This window comes from Sinomonas sp. P47F7 (assembly GCF_049332655.1).
Lineage (GTDB): Bacteria > Actinomycetota > Actinomycetes > Actinomycetales > Micrococcaceae > Sinomonas.
Genome location: NZ_CP186327.1, coordinates 1,261,299 through 1,275,899, shown reverse-complemented (window position 1 = coordinate 1,275,899; position 14,601 = coordinate 1,261,299). Strand labels below are relative to the sequence as shown.

At 68.5% G+C, this 14,601-nt stretch carries 12 protein-coding genes; 1 reads left to right on the top strand and 11 read right to left on the bottom strand.

The annotated features are described in order from the left end of the window. Positions 1–6: 6 nt before the first annotated feature. From ACOKR1_RS06130 to ACOKR1_RS06115, 4 genes are all read right to left on the bottom strand, one after another. Positions 7–882, bottom strand: coding sequence for a carbohydrate ABC transporter permease (locus tag ACOKR1_RS06130; RefSeq protein WP_422935823.1), 876 nt, complete (start codon positions 880–882; stop codon positions 7–9). A gap of 2 nt (positions 883–884) precedes the next feature. Beyond that, entirely contained in the window at positions 885–1,853 is a 969-nt protein-coding gene (locus ACOKR1_RS06125) for a carbohydrate ABC transporter permease (protein ID WP_422935822.1), read from the bottom strand. Positions 1,854–1,855: 2 nt separating this feature from the next. Continuing rightward, the gene (locus ACOKR1_RS06120; RefSeq protein WP_422935821.1) at positions 1,856–3,151 is read right to left on the bottom strand and encodes an extracellular solute-binding protein; all 1,296 of its coding nucleotides are present in this window, start codon (positions 3,149–3,151) and stop codon (positions 1,856–1,858) included. Between the two features lie 126 nt (positions 3,152–3,277). Next, positions 3,278–5,008 (bottom strand): glycoside hydrolase family 13 protein, encoded by a 1,731-nt coding sequence (locus ACOKR1_RS06115; protein WP_422935820.1) that lies wholly within the window; start codon positions 5,006–5,008, stop codon positions 3,278–3,280. 216 nt (positions 5,009–5,224) lie between these two features. On the opposite strand from ACOKR1_RS06115, the gene ACOKR1_RS06110 reads away from it, so the two are divergent. Continuing rightward, entirely contained in the window at positions 5,225–6,421 is a 1,197-nt protein-coding gene (locus ACOKR1_RS06110) for an ROK family protein (RefSeq protein WP_422935819.1), read from the top strand. 14 nt (positions 6,422–6,435) lie between these two features. Here ACOKR1_RS06110 and ACOKR1_RS06105 read toward each other — a convergent pair whose 3' ends face one another. The 7 genes from ACOKR1_RS06105 to ACOKR1_RS06075 form a co-directional block, all read right to left on the bottom strand. After that, a complete protein-coding gene (locus tag ACOKR1_RS06105) occupies positions 6,436–7,020 on the bottom strand; it encodes a hypothetical protein (protein ID WP_422935818.1) in 585 nt (194 codons plus the stop codon). Between the two features lie 691 nt (positions 7,021–7,711). Then, the gene (locus tag ACOKR1_RS06100) at positions 7,712–8,908 is read right to left on the bottom strand and encodes a Gfo/Idh/MocA family protein (protein ID WP_422935817.1); all 1,197 of its coding nucleotides are present in this window, start codon (positions 8,906–8,908) and stop codon (positions 7,712–7,714) included. Further along, entirely contained in the window at positions 8,905–9,744 is an 840-nt protein-coding gene (locus ACOKR1_RS06095) for a ThuA domain-containing protein (RefSeq protein WP_422935816.1), read from the bottom strand. The genes ACOKR1_RS06100 and ACOKR1_RS06095 overlap by 4 nt, the downstream gene beginning before the upstream one ends. 27 nt (positions 9,745–9,771) lie before the next feature. Continuing rightward, a complete protein-coding gene (locus ACOKR1_RS06090; RefSeq protein WP_422935815.1) occupies positions 9,772–10,638 on the bottom strand; it encodes a carbohydrate ABC transporter permease in 867 nt (288 codons plus the stop codon). 14 nt (positions 10,639–10,652) lie between these two features. Beyond that, positions 10,653–11,618: a carbohydrate ABC transporter permease gene (locus ACOKR1_RS06085; RefSeq protein WP_422935814.1), complete on the bottom strand. Its 966-nt coding sequence runs from the start codon at positions 11,616–11,618 to the stop codon at positions 10,653–10,655. 11 nt (positions 11,619–11,629) lie between these two features. Beyond that, the gene (locus ACOKR1_RS06080; RefSeq protein WP_422935813.1) at positions 11,630–12,874 is read right to left on the bottom strand and encodes a sugar ABC transporter substrate-binding protein; all 1,245 of its coding nucleotides are present in this window, start codon (positions 12,872–12,874) and stop codon (positions 11,630–11,632) included. An 87-nt stretch (positions 12,875–12,961) separates the two neighbouring features. Beyond that, positions 12,962–13,984 (bottom strand): LacI family DNA-binding transcriptional regulator, encoded by a 1,023-nt coding sequence (locus tag ACOKR1_RS06075; RefSeq protein WP_422935812.1) that lies wholly within the window; start codon positions 13,982–13,984, stop codon positions 12,962–12,964. Positions 13,985–14,601 lie beyond the last annotated feature (617 nt).

Genomic DNA, 14,601 nt, shown 5'->3' with positions numbered 1-14,601 from the left:
TGGCAGTCATTTGATGGCGCCGGCGGTGATCCCGGTGATGAGGTGGCGCTGGCCGGCGACGTAGACGGCCACGACCGGGATGACGGCGATCGTCGAGGCGGCGAAGACGAGCCCCCACGCGGTGGCGTGCTCCCCTTGGAACGCCGCGATGCCGAGCGGAAGCGTGCGCTTGCTCGAGTCGCTGATCACGGTGAGGGCCCAGATGTATTCGTCCCAGGCCCCGAGGAAGGAGAAGACGGCGGCGGTCGCGAGCGCGGGGCGCCCGAGCGGGAGGTACAGGCGGAGGAACTTCCTCAGGGTCCCGGCGCCGTCGATCGTCATGGCCTCGTCGAGTTCGAGGGGGACGCGCTCGAAGAACGCGCGGAGCATGAAGGTCGTGAAGGCGATCTGGCCGGCGGTGTAGAAGAACACGAGGCAATTGAGGGAGTCCACGAGTCCGAGGGACTTCGCGAGGATGAACTGGGGAACGATCACGACGATGCCGGGGATCATGAGCCCCGCGAGGAGCACCCCGTAGACCAGGTTCTTGAGCGGGAAGTCGAAGCGCGCGAACGCGAAGGCCGTCATGGCGGAGATCGCGACGGACGCGAACGTGGTCAGGATCGAGACGTACGTGGAGTTGAGGAAGTACCGGCCGAAGTCGCTCCCGTTCCACGCGTCGAGGTAGTTGGAGAACGTGAAGTTCTGCGGGATGAAATGCGGCGGGCTGGGCAGCAGGGCCGTGTCCGGCTCGAGCGACGTCGAGACCATGATGACGAACGGCGCGAGCATGAACACGGCGCCCACGGCCACGAGGACCACGCGGATCCACGCCGCGGTGATCGACCTGCCTCGGCGCCCCCGAATGCCGGCACGGGCCGCGGCCGGTGCTACAGAGGTCACGGTCACGCCTCCTTCTTCTCGCGGGTCACGCGGTACTGCACGTAGGAGACCGCGGAGATGATGATGGCCAGCACGAACGACATCGCCGACGCGAAGCCGAAGTCCAGGAACGAGAACGCCTGCTTGTACATGTAGCTGAGCGGCACCTCGGTGGTCCCGGCCGGCCCTCCGTTGGTCATGAGGAGCACCGACGGGAAGACGTTGAACGCCCCGATGATCTGGACGATGGAGACGAACACGACCGTGCCGCGGATCCCCGGGAACGCGACGTTGGCGAAGCGTTGCCACGCGTTCGCGCCGTCGATCGACGCGGCCTCGTAGAGGTCCTGCTGGACGCCGCTGAGCGCGGCGAGGAAGACGACGATGCACCAGCCGAGGTTCTTCCAGATCCCGAGCAGGGAGATGGCGGCCATCGCGGTCCAGCGCTGCTCGAGCCACGGCACCGGCTCGCCGACCACGTGCAGGATGTCCTGGAGGAACCAGTTCACGGCGCCGTTGTCGGTCGTGAAGAGGTACCGGAACAGGAGCGAGACGACGACCCAGCTCGTGACGACCGGGATGTAGTACAGGACCCGGAAGAGGGTCCGCCCGGCCATGGGCCGGTGGAGCAGCGTCGCGAACGCGAGGGCCAGGGCGATCGTGGCCGGGACGGTCATGAGCAGATACGCGCCGGCGTTCACCACGCTCATCCAGAACTGCGGGTCGCTCACCGCCCGCACGTAGTTGCCCAGACCCACGAACGGGCTCGGCGTGCCAGGCAGCACCGACCACTGGTAGAAGCTGATCTGCAGTGACCGCAGGAGCGGGTAGCCGGTGGTGAGGGCGAACAATCCGAGCCCGGGGGCGGCGAACGCCCACGGAATCCACCAGTGCCCGGGGCGGCGTGAGGAGCCACCCCGCCGCGGCTTGAGGGGCCGCGGCGGGGCGGGGGCCGGCACCTTGGAGGTCCCGGGGGCCGTGCTGAGGGTCATGCCTATCCTTGCGCGAGGAGCGGGTCGATCTGGGCCGCCGCGTCGTCGAGCGCCTGCTTGACGGTGGTCTTGCCCTGGAAGGCCAGCTGGACCTGCTTCGTGAAGATGTCGTCAACCTTGGCCCACTGGGACGTTGCGGGCCGGGGCCGGGCGGTCTTGAGCTGGTCGAGGTACGGCTGGTAGTACGGCGCGTAGGAGGCCATCGCCGTGGCCTGGGCCGATTCGGCCGAGAGCTGCCCGACCTTGCCCATGGCCTGCTGCGCATCCGGGGAGAGCATGTAGCGGATGAACTCGGCCGCGAGGGCCTTGTTCTTCGACTGCTGCGTCATGACGATATCTTCGCCGCCCACCACGCTGATGCTGCCCGCCGAGCCAGAGAACATCGGTTCGGTGGCCGGCTTGAAGTCAGGGTAGGACTTGGTGAGGCCGGGGAACGTCCACGGGCCGTCGACGATCGTGTCGTAGACGCCCTTCGCGAGGCCGTCGGACGTCTGCATCGTTCCCGTGCCGCCGAGGATGTTGGAGGGCAGCTGCTTGTTGTTGTACAGGTCGACGAGCAGCTGGATCGCCTCGACGGTCTTGGGGCTGTTGAGGTAGCCGCTCGCCTTCGTCACGTCAGCGTTCGTCATGTCTCCCCCGTTGGACCAGATGAACGGGAGGAGATTCCAGCCGCCGGACCCGCCCTCGGCGAAGATGTACTTGCCGGAGCCGGGCTTGGCGGCCAGGGACTTGAGGTCGTCGATCGTCTTGGGCGGCGCCGAGATCCCCTGTGCGGTGAGCGCGGCTTGGTTGTAGATGACCACTCGCGTGTTCGTGTCGAGCGGGAGGCCCCAGTATTTGCCCTGGTACTTGTTGGTGGCGAGCGGCCCGGGGTACATCTTGCTGGCCCAGTCCTGGAAGTCGGGCATGGTGTCGCTCAGTGGTGCGAGCACGCCGAGCTTGGCGAATTCCGGCACCGCGACGATGTCCGCGCGGAACACGTCGGGCAGGGACCCGCCTGCGGTCGCCGTGATGAGCTTCTGGTGCATCTGGTCGGACGGCACCTGGACGCTGTTGACCTTCACGCCGGGGTGCAGCTTCTCGAACGCCGGGATGAGCGTCTTTTCGAGCGCGTCGATCTCGCCTCCGCCCGCGCTGTAGGCGTGCCAGAAAGTGATCTCGCCGCTGAGCTGCGTCCCGGCGGCGACCTGCTGGGCGGACGGCGTGGATTGCGAGGCGCCCGTACCGCCCACGTCGCACGCCGCTAGGCCGGCGACGGCGGCGAGTGCGATGGCGGGCAGGGCCAGAGACCGCTTCATGAGGGTGACCTTTCGTGTCCTCCGGGCAGCTTTGCCCGGAGGGTGGGTGGGGGATGGAAGGGGGATGGGTCGTGTGGGGTGGGTGATGGTGGCCGGGTGGTGACCGGGTGGGGTGGTGGGGTGGGGCTATGCAGTGCGGATGAAGGCTGCGAATTCCCAAGGCCTGAGGGTCAGGCCCTGGGTGTCGGGGTAGTTGCCGAGGATGCGTTCGGCGGAGCCCCACGAGGGGTCGCCGATGTCGGCGTGGCGCTCGTCCGGCGTGAAATTGCCGAGGACGAGCAGTTCGGTGCCCGCGTAGCTGCGGGTGTAGGCGTAGACGGCTTCGTCGTGGGGCAGGAGCATCGCGAAGTCGCCTTGGGCGATGACCGGCAGGCTGTGCCGGAGCTCGATGAGGCGGCGGTAGAAGCTGAAGACGGAGTCCTCGCGGTCCACCTGCTCCTCGGCGTTGATCTCCACCGAGTTGGGGTTGGCCGCGATCCACGGCGTCCCCGTCGTGAATCCGCCGTGCTCCCCCGCCGTCCACTGGACGGGGGTCCGGGCGTTGTCGCGGTTGAGCGGCGCCATGGCGGAAAGGACGACGGCGGGTTCCTCACCTCGGGCGCCGATGGCCTCCCGGTAGTGGTTGAGCACCTCGATGTCTCTGTACTCGTCGATCGAGGCGAAGCGCATGTTCGTCATGCCGAGCTCTTCGCCCTGGTAGATGTACGGCGTTCCGCGGTGGAAGTGCAGGATCCCGCCGAGCATCTTCGCGGACAGCTCACGGTGGGCGCCGTCGTCCCCGAAGCGGGAGACGATGCGCGGCTGGTCGTGGTTGCTCCAGTAGAGGCTGTTCCAGCCGCGCTCGGCGAGGCCGTCCTGCCAGCGCCCGAGCGACGCTTTGAGGTCCGTGAGCCGCAGCGGCTTGGGCGCCCATTTGCTGCCCTCGTGGTCGAGGCCCACGTGCTCGAACTGGAACACCATGTCCACCTCGGCGCGCTCCGGATCGGTGAAGAGCGCGGCGTCCTCGACGGTGACGCCGGGCATCTCCCCTACCGTCAGCAGGGCGCCCTCGCGGCCGGCGAACACGGCCTGGTTCATTTCGTGGAGGAACTCGTGGATCCGGGGCCCGCAAATGAACGACGCCGCGCCGTCGCCAAAGAGCCGCCCCTCGCCGACGGGTCCGTCCGGCAGCGCGAGATCCTTCGAGATGAAGTTGATGACGTCCATCCGGAACCCGTCGACCCCGCGGTCGAGCCACCAGTTCATCATCGAGTACACGGCCTCGCGGACCTCGGAGTTCTCCCAATTGAGGTCCGGCTGCTTCTTCGAGAAGAGGTGGAGAAAGTACTCCCCCGTCGCCTCGTCGTACTCCCACGCGGGGCCCGAGAAGAAGGAGCCCCAGTTGGTCGGCTCGGCGCCGGGCGTGCTGGGCTCGTGGCCCGGACGGGCGGGGCGCCACCAGTACCAGTCCCGCTTCGGGGAGACGTTCGACGCGCGGGACTCGGCGAACCAGGGGTGCTCGTCGGAGGTGTGGTTGACCACGAGGTCCATGACGAGCTTCATGCCGCGTTCGTGGAGGCCGGCGATGAGCCCGTCGAGGTCGGCGAGGGAGCCGAAGGCGGGGTCGACGTCCTGGTAGTCGCTGATGTCGTAGCCGTTGTCGTCGTGCGGGGAGCGGTAGACGGGAGACAGCCAGATGACGTCGACCCCCAGCCGCTTGAGGTAGTCGAGCTTGCTGATGATCCCGGGGATGTCGCCGATCCCGTCGCCGTCCGAGTCGGCGAAGCTGCGCGGGTACACCTGGTACACGACGGCGCTGCGGAACCACTCCCGCAAGGCCTGCGCGGCGGCTTCGGACGGCTGTGCTTGCACGGTCACGGATGCACCTCGAGGTGTTGGGCCGCCCGACGGCGGCGCTGCTGTCGATGAAGGATCAGTTGGTGATTGACCCCACATTGGAAGTTTTGCCACAAAAGTCTCAACTGTCAATAGGCCAAGATTTCCCTCTTGAATCGACGTGTAGGTTCTGGCGCAAAACTCAGGATTCTGGAAGAATCGAGGAGCGCCAGGACGGTCTGGCCCGAAGGAGGACGCGTGGACGCCACGCCTGTGCATCCCAGCTGGCTCGGAGATCCGAGCTCCACGCGGGATGTCCTGTACCGGCTGCTCATCGACGGGCCCATGTCCCGAAGCGCGCTGGCCGAGCGGCTCGGGCTCTCGGCCGCGAGCCTGAGCCGCGTCACCAAGCCGCTCCTCGCCTCCGGAGAGCTCCGCGAGGTGCCCGGACGACACGTGGGCCCCACCGGCCGGCCCACCCAGCCCCTCGAGGTCGACGCGAGCCAACACCGCTTCATCGGGGTGAAGGTCACCGGGAACCACGCGTACGCGGCGCTCGTCAATCTGCGGGCCGACGTGCTCGAGTCCGAGGACGCCCCGATCCGCGCGAAGGATCCCGACTCGGTGATCGCCGTCCTGACCGCGCTCGCGGAGAACCTCCAGCGTCGCGGCGGCGCCGCGTCCGGTCTGGGAGTCTGCCTCGGCGGGCAGGTCCGCGAGGACGGCAGCGTGGGCTACGCGCCGTTCCTCGAGTGGGAGAACGTGCCGTTCGGCGAGCGCCTCCGGGCCGCCACGTCCCTCCCGGTGGCCGTCGCCAACGACCTCAACGCGCTGACCCTCATCGAGCACTGGCATGGGGCTGGCCGCGGGGTCGAGAACCTCGTGATCCTCACGATCGGCGCGGGCGTGGGCTACGGCCTCGTCATCAACAACCAGCTCATCAACGACGTCAACGCGGGCCTCGGCCAAGTGGGGCACACCCCCCTCGACCCGACGGGCCCCGCCTGCAGCCTCGGGCATCGCGGCTGCGCGAACGTCGTGCTGAGCATCCGGAACATCGAGGCCCAGGCGGCCGTGTCTCTCGGTCGGAGCGTGCCCTACGAGAGGCTCATGAAGCTCGCGGCCAAGGATCCCGTGGCCCGACAGGTCGTGGACCAGGCCGCGTTCTCGCTCGGCCGCCTCATGACGATCGCCTCGGCCTTCACGATGCCCCAGAAGATCGTCCTCACGGGCGAGGGCGTAGGCCTCGCCGTCGCCGCGCCCGACGCCGTCCGAGCCGGCCGGGCCCACGACCGGGAGAAGCACACGCCCGCCGTGCCCCTCGAGATCGTCGAGGTCAGCCACACCCACTGGGCCCGCGGCGCAGCGATCGCCGCGATGCAGCTCCCCGCGCCCCCGCAGACCGCGGACCGAATCCCGGCGGCCGCCAGCAGCAGCACGCTCGCGGCCCACTGACCCACCCTCGGCGCTCACTCCGCCGCGTACGCGTCGACGGCCTGCTGCACCACCGAGCTGTAGGCGTCCCAGGCTTGGGGCGGCGTCGCCACGACGAGCACGCTTCCGCCCCTCGCTCCCTCGACGAAGCACGCGATTTCGCGGTAATCGTGGGTGCCGCCCTCGCTATCGCGGGTTCGGTACGTGTCCTCCACGCACGAACCCTGGCCCCCGCGGAACGCCATCCCGGTCCGGCTGGACAGCTTCTGGGCCGGTTCGCCGTTTTCGTCCACGAGGTGGTCGAGGCGGAACTCGGGCCACGTGGCCACTGACTCGTCGCCCTGCTTCGGCGTCGCGTTGAAGTAGACCAGGAGGCCCGCGCTCGGCGACGTGATCTCGGCGGAGACGCTGCCCGGGTCGGCCTGGGCAGGCGTTGCCTCGGGCGGGAGGGACATCTTGGCGGTTCGGTCCGGGAGCTCCTCGACCTTCCATAAGCCCGGTGCAGGGCCGGCGCGGAACCACGCGAAGGCCTGACCGCGAGGCGCCGGCGCGGTCGTCCCGGAGCCGCCGCCGGTCGGACCGACGCAGCCCGAGACGACCAGCATTGCGGTGGCCGCCATCGCGGCGATCAGTCGCCGATCGATCAGTCGCCCATCGATCAGGCGCGCGTTACTTGTTGCCGTCGCCATCGTCCGGACCACCGTTGTCGTCGGCGTCGTGGTCGCCTCCGCCGGGGTGAAGCGGCGGCGGAACCATGTGCGGTGGCGGTGCGGGGGCGGGAGGCGGGACGACGGGTGGCGCCACAGGGGCGGGTGGCACCGGCGCGGGGGTCGGTGTCGGCGTCGGCGTCGGAGTCGGTGTCGGCGTCGGCGTCGGAGTCGGTGTCGGCGTTGGAGTCGGTGTCGGGGTGAGGGTGGGCGACGGCGTCGTGATCGACGGGCTCGGCGCCGGGGCCGCCGGCGGGCCGGGGCAGCCGGTCAGGAAGAGGGTTGCGCCGAGCGCTGCGGCCGCTGCTGCGGTGCGTGGAAGCTTCATGATGCCCTCCGAAGATGCCCGACGACGGACAGTCGGTCACCTCATCCAAGAGGACGCCACGGGCCCCGTGCAGGTTCAAACGGGACGGTTGCCTTCTCGCCACGAGCTGGTTGCGGGGTCCCTGCCACCCAGTTGCGGGGTCCCTGCCACCCAGTTGCGGGGTCCCGGCCACCCAGTTGCGGGGTCCCGGGCACCCAGTTGCGGGGTCCCGGCCACCCAGTTGCCTGTGGGCGCGACCGGTGCAGACCCGCTAAACCGGTGCTGGCCAGCGCCGGTTTAGCGGCCGAGGGCCGGTCGTGCCAAGCCCTCCCGCACAGACGGCCACGACTTGAGCACGCGCAGCACGTCCTCGTTCGTCTCGGCCCCGAGGGCGGCCTCGTAGGAGTCGCTGAGGATCTCGTCGAGCGCGACCCGGTGCCCCGCCGTCGTGCTTTTCACGGCGGCCTCGACCATGGCGAGGCTCAGGATGTTGGCGTGCACGCGCCCCATGGGCTCGGCGCCGGTGCGCACGGCGGCGACGAATTCGCGCAGCGAGCCCGCGATCTCCTGGCCGGGGTCGGCAACAGGACGGACGACGGCGCCGCCCTCCTCCGCGGCCAGCCCCGCCTCGGCCGACCCCGCCTCAACCAGCCCCTCGCCAGCGGCCAGCGCCACCGCGGGCTCGTGGTCGCCGTCCCAGAGGACAGTGCCGAGCTCGCCCGAGATACGCCAGGAGCCGTTCCACGAGGTCTCGAAGCCGGGGCTGCACCAGCTGCCGTTGAACACGAAGCGCGCGCCGCCGTCGAACTCGAACGTCGCGGTCGCCGCCGCGTTGCCGCCGAACCAGCTCCACGCGGGGTTGTACTCCTCGCACGTGACGGAGACGGGGTCTGCGTCGAGGAGGAAGCGTGCCATGTCGAATTGGTGGATTGCCATGTCGAGCAGGAGCGGGCTCGCCATGACCTCGCGGAAGCCGCCGAAGCGCGGGGCCTTGAAGAAGTCCACGGACAGGATGCCCACCCGGCCCAAGGCCTCGGACTGGGCCTTCGCGGCGAACAGGTGCCGGTTGTAGCGGCGCGACTGGCTCACCATGAACAGCTGGCCCGTGAGCTCGGCGGCGGCCGCGAGGGAGAGTCCCTCCGCGACCGTCGATGCCACGGGCTTCTCCCCCAGCACGGGGAATCCGGCGAGGAGCGCCGCCGTCGTCACCGGGTGGTGCGCGGCCGGGATGGTGACGTTGATGATCGCCTGCGCGCCGGAGCGCCGGGCGAGCTCGACGGCGTCCCGGCCCACCGGGAGGCCCTGCCCGACGAACTCGCCGGCGGCCGACTCCGCGGCGGCGAGGTCGAGGTCCGCGATCCCCGCGAGTTCGACGTCGCTGTTCGCGGCGACCGCCCGCAGCCACGCCTTGCCCATCGAGCCCGCGCCGACCAGAACGACGCGCAGCGGCCCGCCGTCTGAACCGACGACGGCGAAGCCCGGCTGAGCGCTCATGCGTGCGCCTCTGCGTTGGCCCCTGCATTCGCAGCCGCAGCCCCTGCGGCTGCGCGAGCCTCGGCGATGTCCGGCGCCGCGTGCGAATAATCAGTGCCGCGGAAGAACTCGCCGGTCTCGTACCGCAGCAGCGTCGGGAGGGCGCGCTCGGGCCGGTCGGTAACCGCCCATTCGACGCCGTTCGCGATGACCCGCCGCACGTCGCGGTGGTGGTACACGGGGTAGTCCTGGTCGCCGGGGCTGAAGAAGAAGATCTTGCCGTGGCCGCGGCGGAACGTGCAGCCCGAGCGGAACACCTCTCCCCCGCTGAACGAGCTCACGAACACGAGCTCGTCGGGCGCGGGGATGTCGAAGTACTCGCCATACATCTCCTGGGCGGGGATGTCGATGGGGTGCGGGACGCCCTGGGCGATCGGGTGGGTGGGGTTGACGGTCCACACGAGCTCGCGGTCCTGCTCGCTGCGCCAGCGGAGGGTGCATGTGGTGCCCATGAGCTTCTGGAAGATCTTCGACCAGTGGCCCGAGTGCAGCACCACGAGGCCCATGCCGGAGAGCACGTGCCGGTGGACCCGCTCGACGACCTCGTCGCTCACCTCGCCGTGGGCCGCGTGGCCCCACCAGGTCAGGACGTCGGTCTCGGCGAGGACGTCCTCGGTGAGGCCGTGCTCGGGCTCGTCGAGCGTCGCGGTGCGGACAACGGCCCGGGAGCCGAGGTTCTCGCGGATGCCCTCGGCGATCGTGGTGTGCATGCCGTCGGGGTAGATCGCGGCCACGTGCTCCTCGCGGAGCTCGTGCCGGTATTCGCCCCACACGGTGACGCGGATGGGTGGTGTCATGAGAAATCCTTTTCCTCTCGGGTACGGCTACTTCACGGCGCCGGAGGCAGTCCCGGCGGCGACAAACTTCTGGGCGACCAGAAGAAGGACGACGGCGGGCAGCGAGGCGAGCACCGCCGTCGCCATGACGGAGCTCCAGTCGGTGACGTACGAGCCGATGTACTGGTACAGGCCGAGCGTCACGGGCCGAACGGCGTCGGTGGTGGTGAGTGTGAGGGCGAACAGGAAGTCGCTCCACGCGAACAGGAAGGTGAACAGCCCCGCCGTGATGAGCGCGTTCCGGCTCACCGGCAGCACGATCGACCAGAACACGCGCACGTGCCCGGCCCCGTCCACGCGCCCGGCCTCGATGATCGAGCTCGGCAGCGACCCCATGAACGCGCGGATGATGAGGATCGCAAACGGGATGCCGTGCGACGAGTCCGCGAGGATGAGCCCGCCGATCGTATTGAGCAGCCCCAGGTCGTTGTACGCCGTGTACAGCGCGTTCGCGACGACGATCCCCGGGATCATCTGGCTGATGAGGATCGCGAACAGCACAACATTTGTGCCCCGGACCTTGAAGTGGCTCAGCGCGTACGCGGCGGGCGCGGCGATCGCGAGGCTCACCACGACGCTCCCTAAAGCCACCACGAGCGATGTCCCCAGGTTCTGGCCCTGCTGCGCAAAAGCCGTCCCGTATCCCGAGAAGTCCGGGTGGATGGGGAACCACGTGGCCTGGATCGTGGTGCCGTTGGGTTGGAGCGAGGCGTTCACCATCCAGTAGACGGGGAACAGCATGATCGCGAGGAACAGCATCCCGAGCGCCGTGTACGGGAGGCCCGTGCGCTTGGCCCGCGCCACCCGGGCGGGGCTCTTGGCCGGACCCGGAGTCGATGCAGCAATGGTAGCCATGGAAATCCCTCCTTTCAGTCCTCGACGCCGCGCCGGCTGGCCCGCAGGTAGAAGAGCGCGAACACGAGCGAGATGAGCACGAGGATGTTGCCGAGCGCGGAGCCCTGGCCGAACTGGAACTGCTGGAAGGACAGCGCGTACGACTGGGTCGCGATCGTCTGGCTAGCGTTGGCCGGCCCTCCCCCGGTCAGGGCGAGGATGATGTCCAGGACCTTGAGCGTGTAGACCACGCCCAGCACCAGGACCACGTTCACCACGGGCCGGAGCATGGGCCACGTGACGTTCCAGAACGAGCGCCAGCCGGTGGCGCCGTCGAGCGCCGCGGCCTCGTAGAGCTCGTCCGGGATGTCCTGGAGCCCGCCGTACAGGATGGTGACGTTGAACGGGATGCCGATCCAGACGTTGACGCCGACCACCGCGACGAGCGCGAGCTGCGTGCTCGTGAGCCACGGGACCCCGTTCGGCACAATGTGCAGCGCCTCGAGGAACTGGTTGAGCGCCCCGGAGTCCTTGTCGAGGATCCACTTCCACACCGCGCCGCTCGCGATGAGCGGGATGAGCCACGGCAGCAGGAGCAGCGAGCGCAGCACGCCGCTCAGCGGGAACTTCTTGCGGAAGAACACCGCGAGCGCGAGGCCGATCACGAACTGGCCCACGATCGAACCCGCCGTGAACAGCGCCGTGTTGAGCGCCGCCGTCGTGAATATCGAGGAGCCGAGGACAGCGGCGTAGTTCGCGAAGCCGACCCACGGGGCCTCGCCCGTGTAGAAGGTCGCGGTGCCGTAGTCCTGGAAGCTCATGATGAGGTTCTTCACTACGGGGTAGCCGAAGAACAGCGCCAGGTAGACGGCCGCGGGGATGAGGAAGAGCCATTGATACAGGCTCTCCCTCCCGCGCCCGCGCTTCCCGTTCCGCAGCCCTCGGGTGCCGGCCGAAGCGGCGCGGCGGATGGGCGCTCGGGTGGTGGTCGTCGTCGTCATCTGGTGCCTGATCAGCCGTTCTGGGCTTGCTGGAGGGCGTCCGACGGCGTGGCCTTGCCCGTGAGGGCCGTCTGGATGGCCGTGTAGATCTTGGTCGCGGCCTTGGGCCAATCGGCGCCGAGCTCGCCGGTGCGGGCGCGGGCGGTCTTGATGAGGTCGGTGAAGACGGCGAGCTTGGGGTTGTCGGCCGCGAACTGGGACGCGAGCGTGGTCTTGGACGGGACCGTGTTGCGCTGCTTCGCCATCGAGGTCTGCATCTCGTCGCTGTTCATGCACGCCACGACCTGCGCGGCCTTGGCCTGCTTGGCCTTGTTGCCGGTCTGCGGGACGGTCCACGTCTCGCCACCCAGGGGCGCGACCTCGGTGTCCGAGGCGGACTTCACGGGGAGCTGGACGATGCCGTAGTTGAGGCCCTGGACCTTGTCGAGCGTGGGGAGCTGCCACGGGCCGTTGACCATCATGGCGGCCTTGCCGGCCACGAACTGGTCCTTGACGTCCGCCTGCTTCCAGTTCAGAACGCCCGACGACGCCGAGCCGGACTTCACGAGGTCCGTCCAGAGCTGGAGGGCCTCGGCGGTCTGGGAAGTCGCGATGTTCTTCTCGTCGCCGCCGTTGCTCCACATGAACGGGAGGAACTGCCACGTGCCCTCGTAGGTCGCATTGGCGTCGAACGCGATGCCGTACTGGCTGCCGCTCGTGAGCTTCGCGGCCGCGGCCTTGAGCTCGTCCCAGGTCTTGGGCGGCTGGACGCCGGCCTTGGCGAGGAGGTCCTTGTTGAAGAAGAGGGCAATCGTGTTGACCGTCGGGGCCAGGCCGTAGACCTTGCCGTTGTACGTGCCGGCCTGGAGCACGCCCTGCGCGAAGCCGTCCGTGCTGACGTTGAAGTCGCTCAGCGGGGCGAGCGCGCCGGTCGCGGCGATCTGCTGGAGGTCGGGGTTGTCGAGCATGAGGACGTCCGGGAGCGTCTTCGATGACGCCTGCTGGAGGACCTTCTGGATGAGCGACGAGCCCGTGATGGTCTGGCGGTCGAGCGTGACGCCGGCCTTCTCGGCGCACTTGTTCAGGGCGTCGCCGATGAACGACTTGTCCGGTTCGTTGTTGTAGTAATCGAGCACCGAGATCGTCTTGACGTCCGCGTTCGACGACGCGCTGTTGCTCGCGCCGCAGCCCGTCAGGACCGCTGGGATCGCCAGGGCCGCGAGGGCCAGGCCGGTGCGGACGGTGCCTGCGCGGGCGGTGAGGGAGGTTCGCTTCATTGGGTTCTCCTGATCGGATTGTCGATGCGTATCGACGATGCGCATCGATGTGGACGGGGCGTTGCTCTTTCTCGGGGGTACCCGCCGTCAGCGCTGCGCGCGGGGACGGATGGTGCTCTTCCGGCGCTTCAGCACGGGCCGGATGAGCTCCAGGGCCTCGTGGGGCCTGGACGTGGGATCGGTGAGGTCGCGAACCATCATGTGGACCGCGCGGCGGGAGACTTCGTCTGGTTCCATCCAGATCGTGGTGAGCGGGATGCGCTGGCGTTCGGCGATCCGATCGGGGCAATTGACGACGACGGAGACGTCCTCCCCGAGGACGAGCCCTAAGTTGTTGAGGGCTTCGACGAGGAGATCCTGGTTGGCGCCTTCGGGGGCGATGAAGGCTGGGATTCCCCTGTTTTCCTTGAGGGCCTTGGTGATGGCCTTCTCCATGCCGGCGATGGTGACGCGGCCCGGAGTGCGGATGACCTTGATGCCCGTGGCAGCCGCCGCCCTGTCGACGCCGCGGTGGAACCGCTTGACGTAGTTCACGTGGCGCGTGACCACGGTGTCCTGCCAGTCCACGAGGATCACGTTTTCGTGGCCCAGCTGTGCCAGTTCCTCGACGCACATTGCCCCGGCGAGCTCGAAGTCGGCGTCGATGCACTCGAGGCCGTCGTGCTTCTCGGGGATGCCGATGAGAATGCTGGGGACCGGGAGGTTGCGGATGACGGGGACACGGGCGTCCTCGCGCTCGACCTGCATGATGATGAGCCCGTCGACGAGCTGCTGGCCCACGACGCGCTCGAGGCCCTCGGGCCCCTCGTCGTCGGTGACGAGCAGGATGTCGTAGTCGCTCTGCCGGGCCGTGGCCGCGATGACGGAGATGAACTCCATGATCGAGCCCATGTGCAGGTCCGGAACGAACGGGATCGCGAGCCCGATGACCTGGCTGCGCCGGCTAGCCAGCGCCCTCGCGCCGGCGTTCGGCCGGAACGCGAGCTCCTCCATGGCTGCCTCGACGCGCTTCCGAGTCTCCTCGGAGATGGGCCGGCGGCCGCTCATGACGTACGAGACGGTACTCTGCGAGACGCCCGCCAGACGGGCCACGTCCTTGCTGGTCGGCATCGCGGGTCACCTCCTCGTGCTCGTCGAACCGCATCGTCGATGCGTATCGAGGACGAGTATGGCATGGGTCACAGGTGAGGGCAAGGGTCGCGATCAGCAGGACTAACACGGCCGGCTCACGCTGGGGTGCTCGCAGACTATTCGAAGCGTCCCCGCCCAAAACTGGCCCAGTTCGATGCCCTGGATACCGCCTTGGCCAGAGTGGCGGCGGACACCACGGCCAAACCGAGGACGAGGCCGGTGTCCACGCGCCAGCGCTACCGTCTCATCGATCGCTTCGGCCAGGCCAAGCTCGATGAGATCGTCGCCCGCTATGAGGCGGCGGACGTCCTGTAGCCGGATTGGTTGAAAGTAACCTGTCCTCGTCATACCACTGGGCCGCTTCTATGCTGACGCGAGCGTTCTTGACCCGGTGCGGCTCAAGTGGAACGCCTTGCCTCTCGGCTACTACCTGGGTATATGCGATCAGCCGACCCATAATGACGTTCGCAGTAGCATCTGAGATCCGATCGGCCCCAATCCCTTCGTTCAGGATGCCGATCTCTTCCTGGCACCTTCAAGCCGGCTGCGATAGCCACCGCGATCCCGTCGGCCATGCGGCTAGCGAACTTGTCCCC

Bases quoted from the DNA above. Each gene is read 5' to 3' on its own strand.
- ACOKR1_RS06100 (WP_422935817.1), bottom strand. From the start codon at position 8,908: ATGAGCGCTCAGCCGGGCTTCGCCGTCGTCGGTTCAGACGGCGGGCCG.
- ACOKR1_RS06090 (WP_422935815.1), bottom strand. From the start codon at position 10,638: ATGGCTACCATTGCTGCATCGACTCCGGGTCCGGCCAAGAGCCCCGCC.
- ACOKR1_RS06125 (WP_422935822.1), bottom strand. From the start codon at position 1,853: ATGACCCTCAGCACGGCCCCCGGGACCTCCAAGGTGCCGGCCCCCGCC.
- ACOKR1_RS06085 (WP_422935814.1), bottom strand. From the start codon at position 11,618: ATGACGACGACGACCACCACCCGAGCGCCCATCCGCCGCGCCGCTTCG.
- ACOKR1_RS06075 (WP_422935812.1), bottom strand. From the start codon at position 13,984: ATGCCGACCAGCAAGGACGTGGCCCGTCTGGCGGGCGTCTCGCAGAGT.
- ACOKR1_RS06080 (WP_422935813.1), bottom strand. From the start codon at position 12,874: ATGAAGCGAACCTCCCTCACCGCCCGCGCAGGCACCGTCCGCACCGGC.
- ACOKR1_RS06105 (WP_422935818.1), bottom strand. From the start codon at position 7,020: ATGGCGGCCACCGCAATGCTGGTCGTCTCGGGCTGCGTCGGTCCGACC.
- ACOKR1_RS06120 (WP_422935821.1), bottom strand. From the start codon at position 3,151: ATGAAGCGGTCTCTGGCCCTGCCCGCCATCGCACTCGCCGCCGTCGCC.
- ACOKR1_RS06095 (WP_422935816.1), bottom strand. From the start codon at position 9,744: ATGACACCACCCATCCGCGTCACCGTGTGGGGCGAATACCGGCACGAG.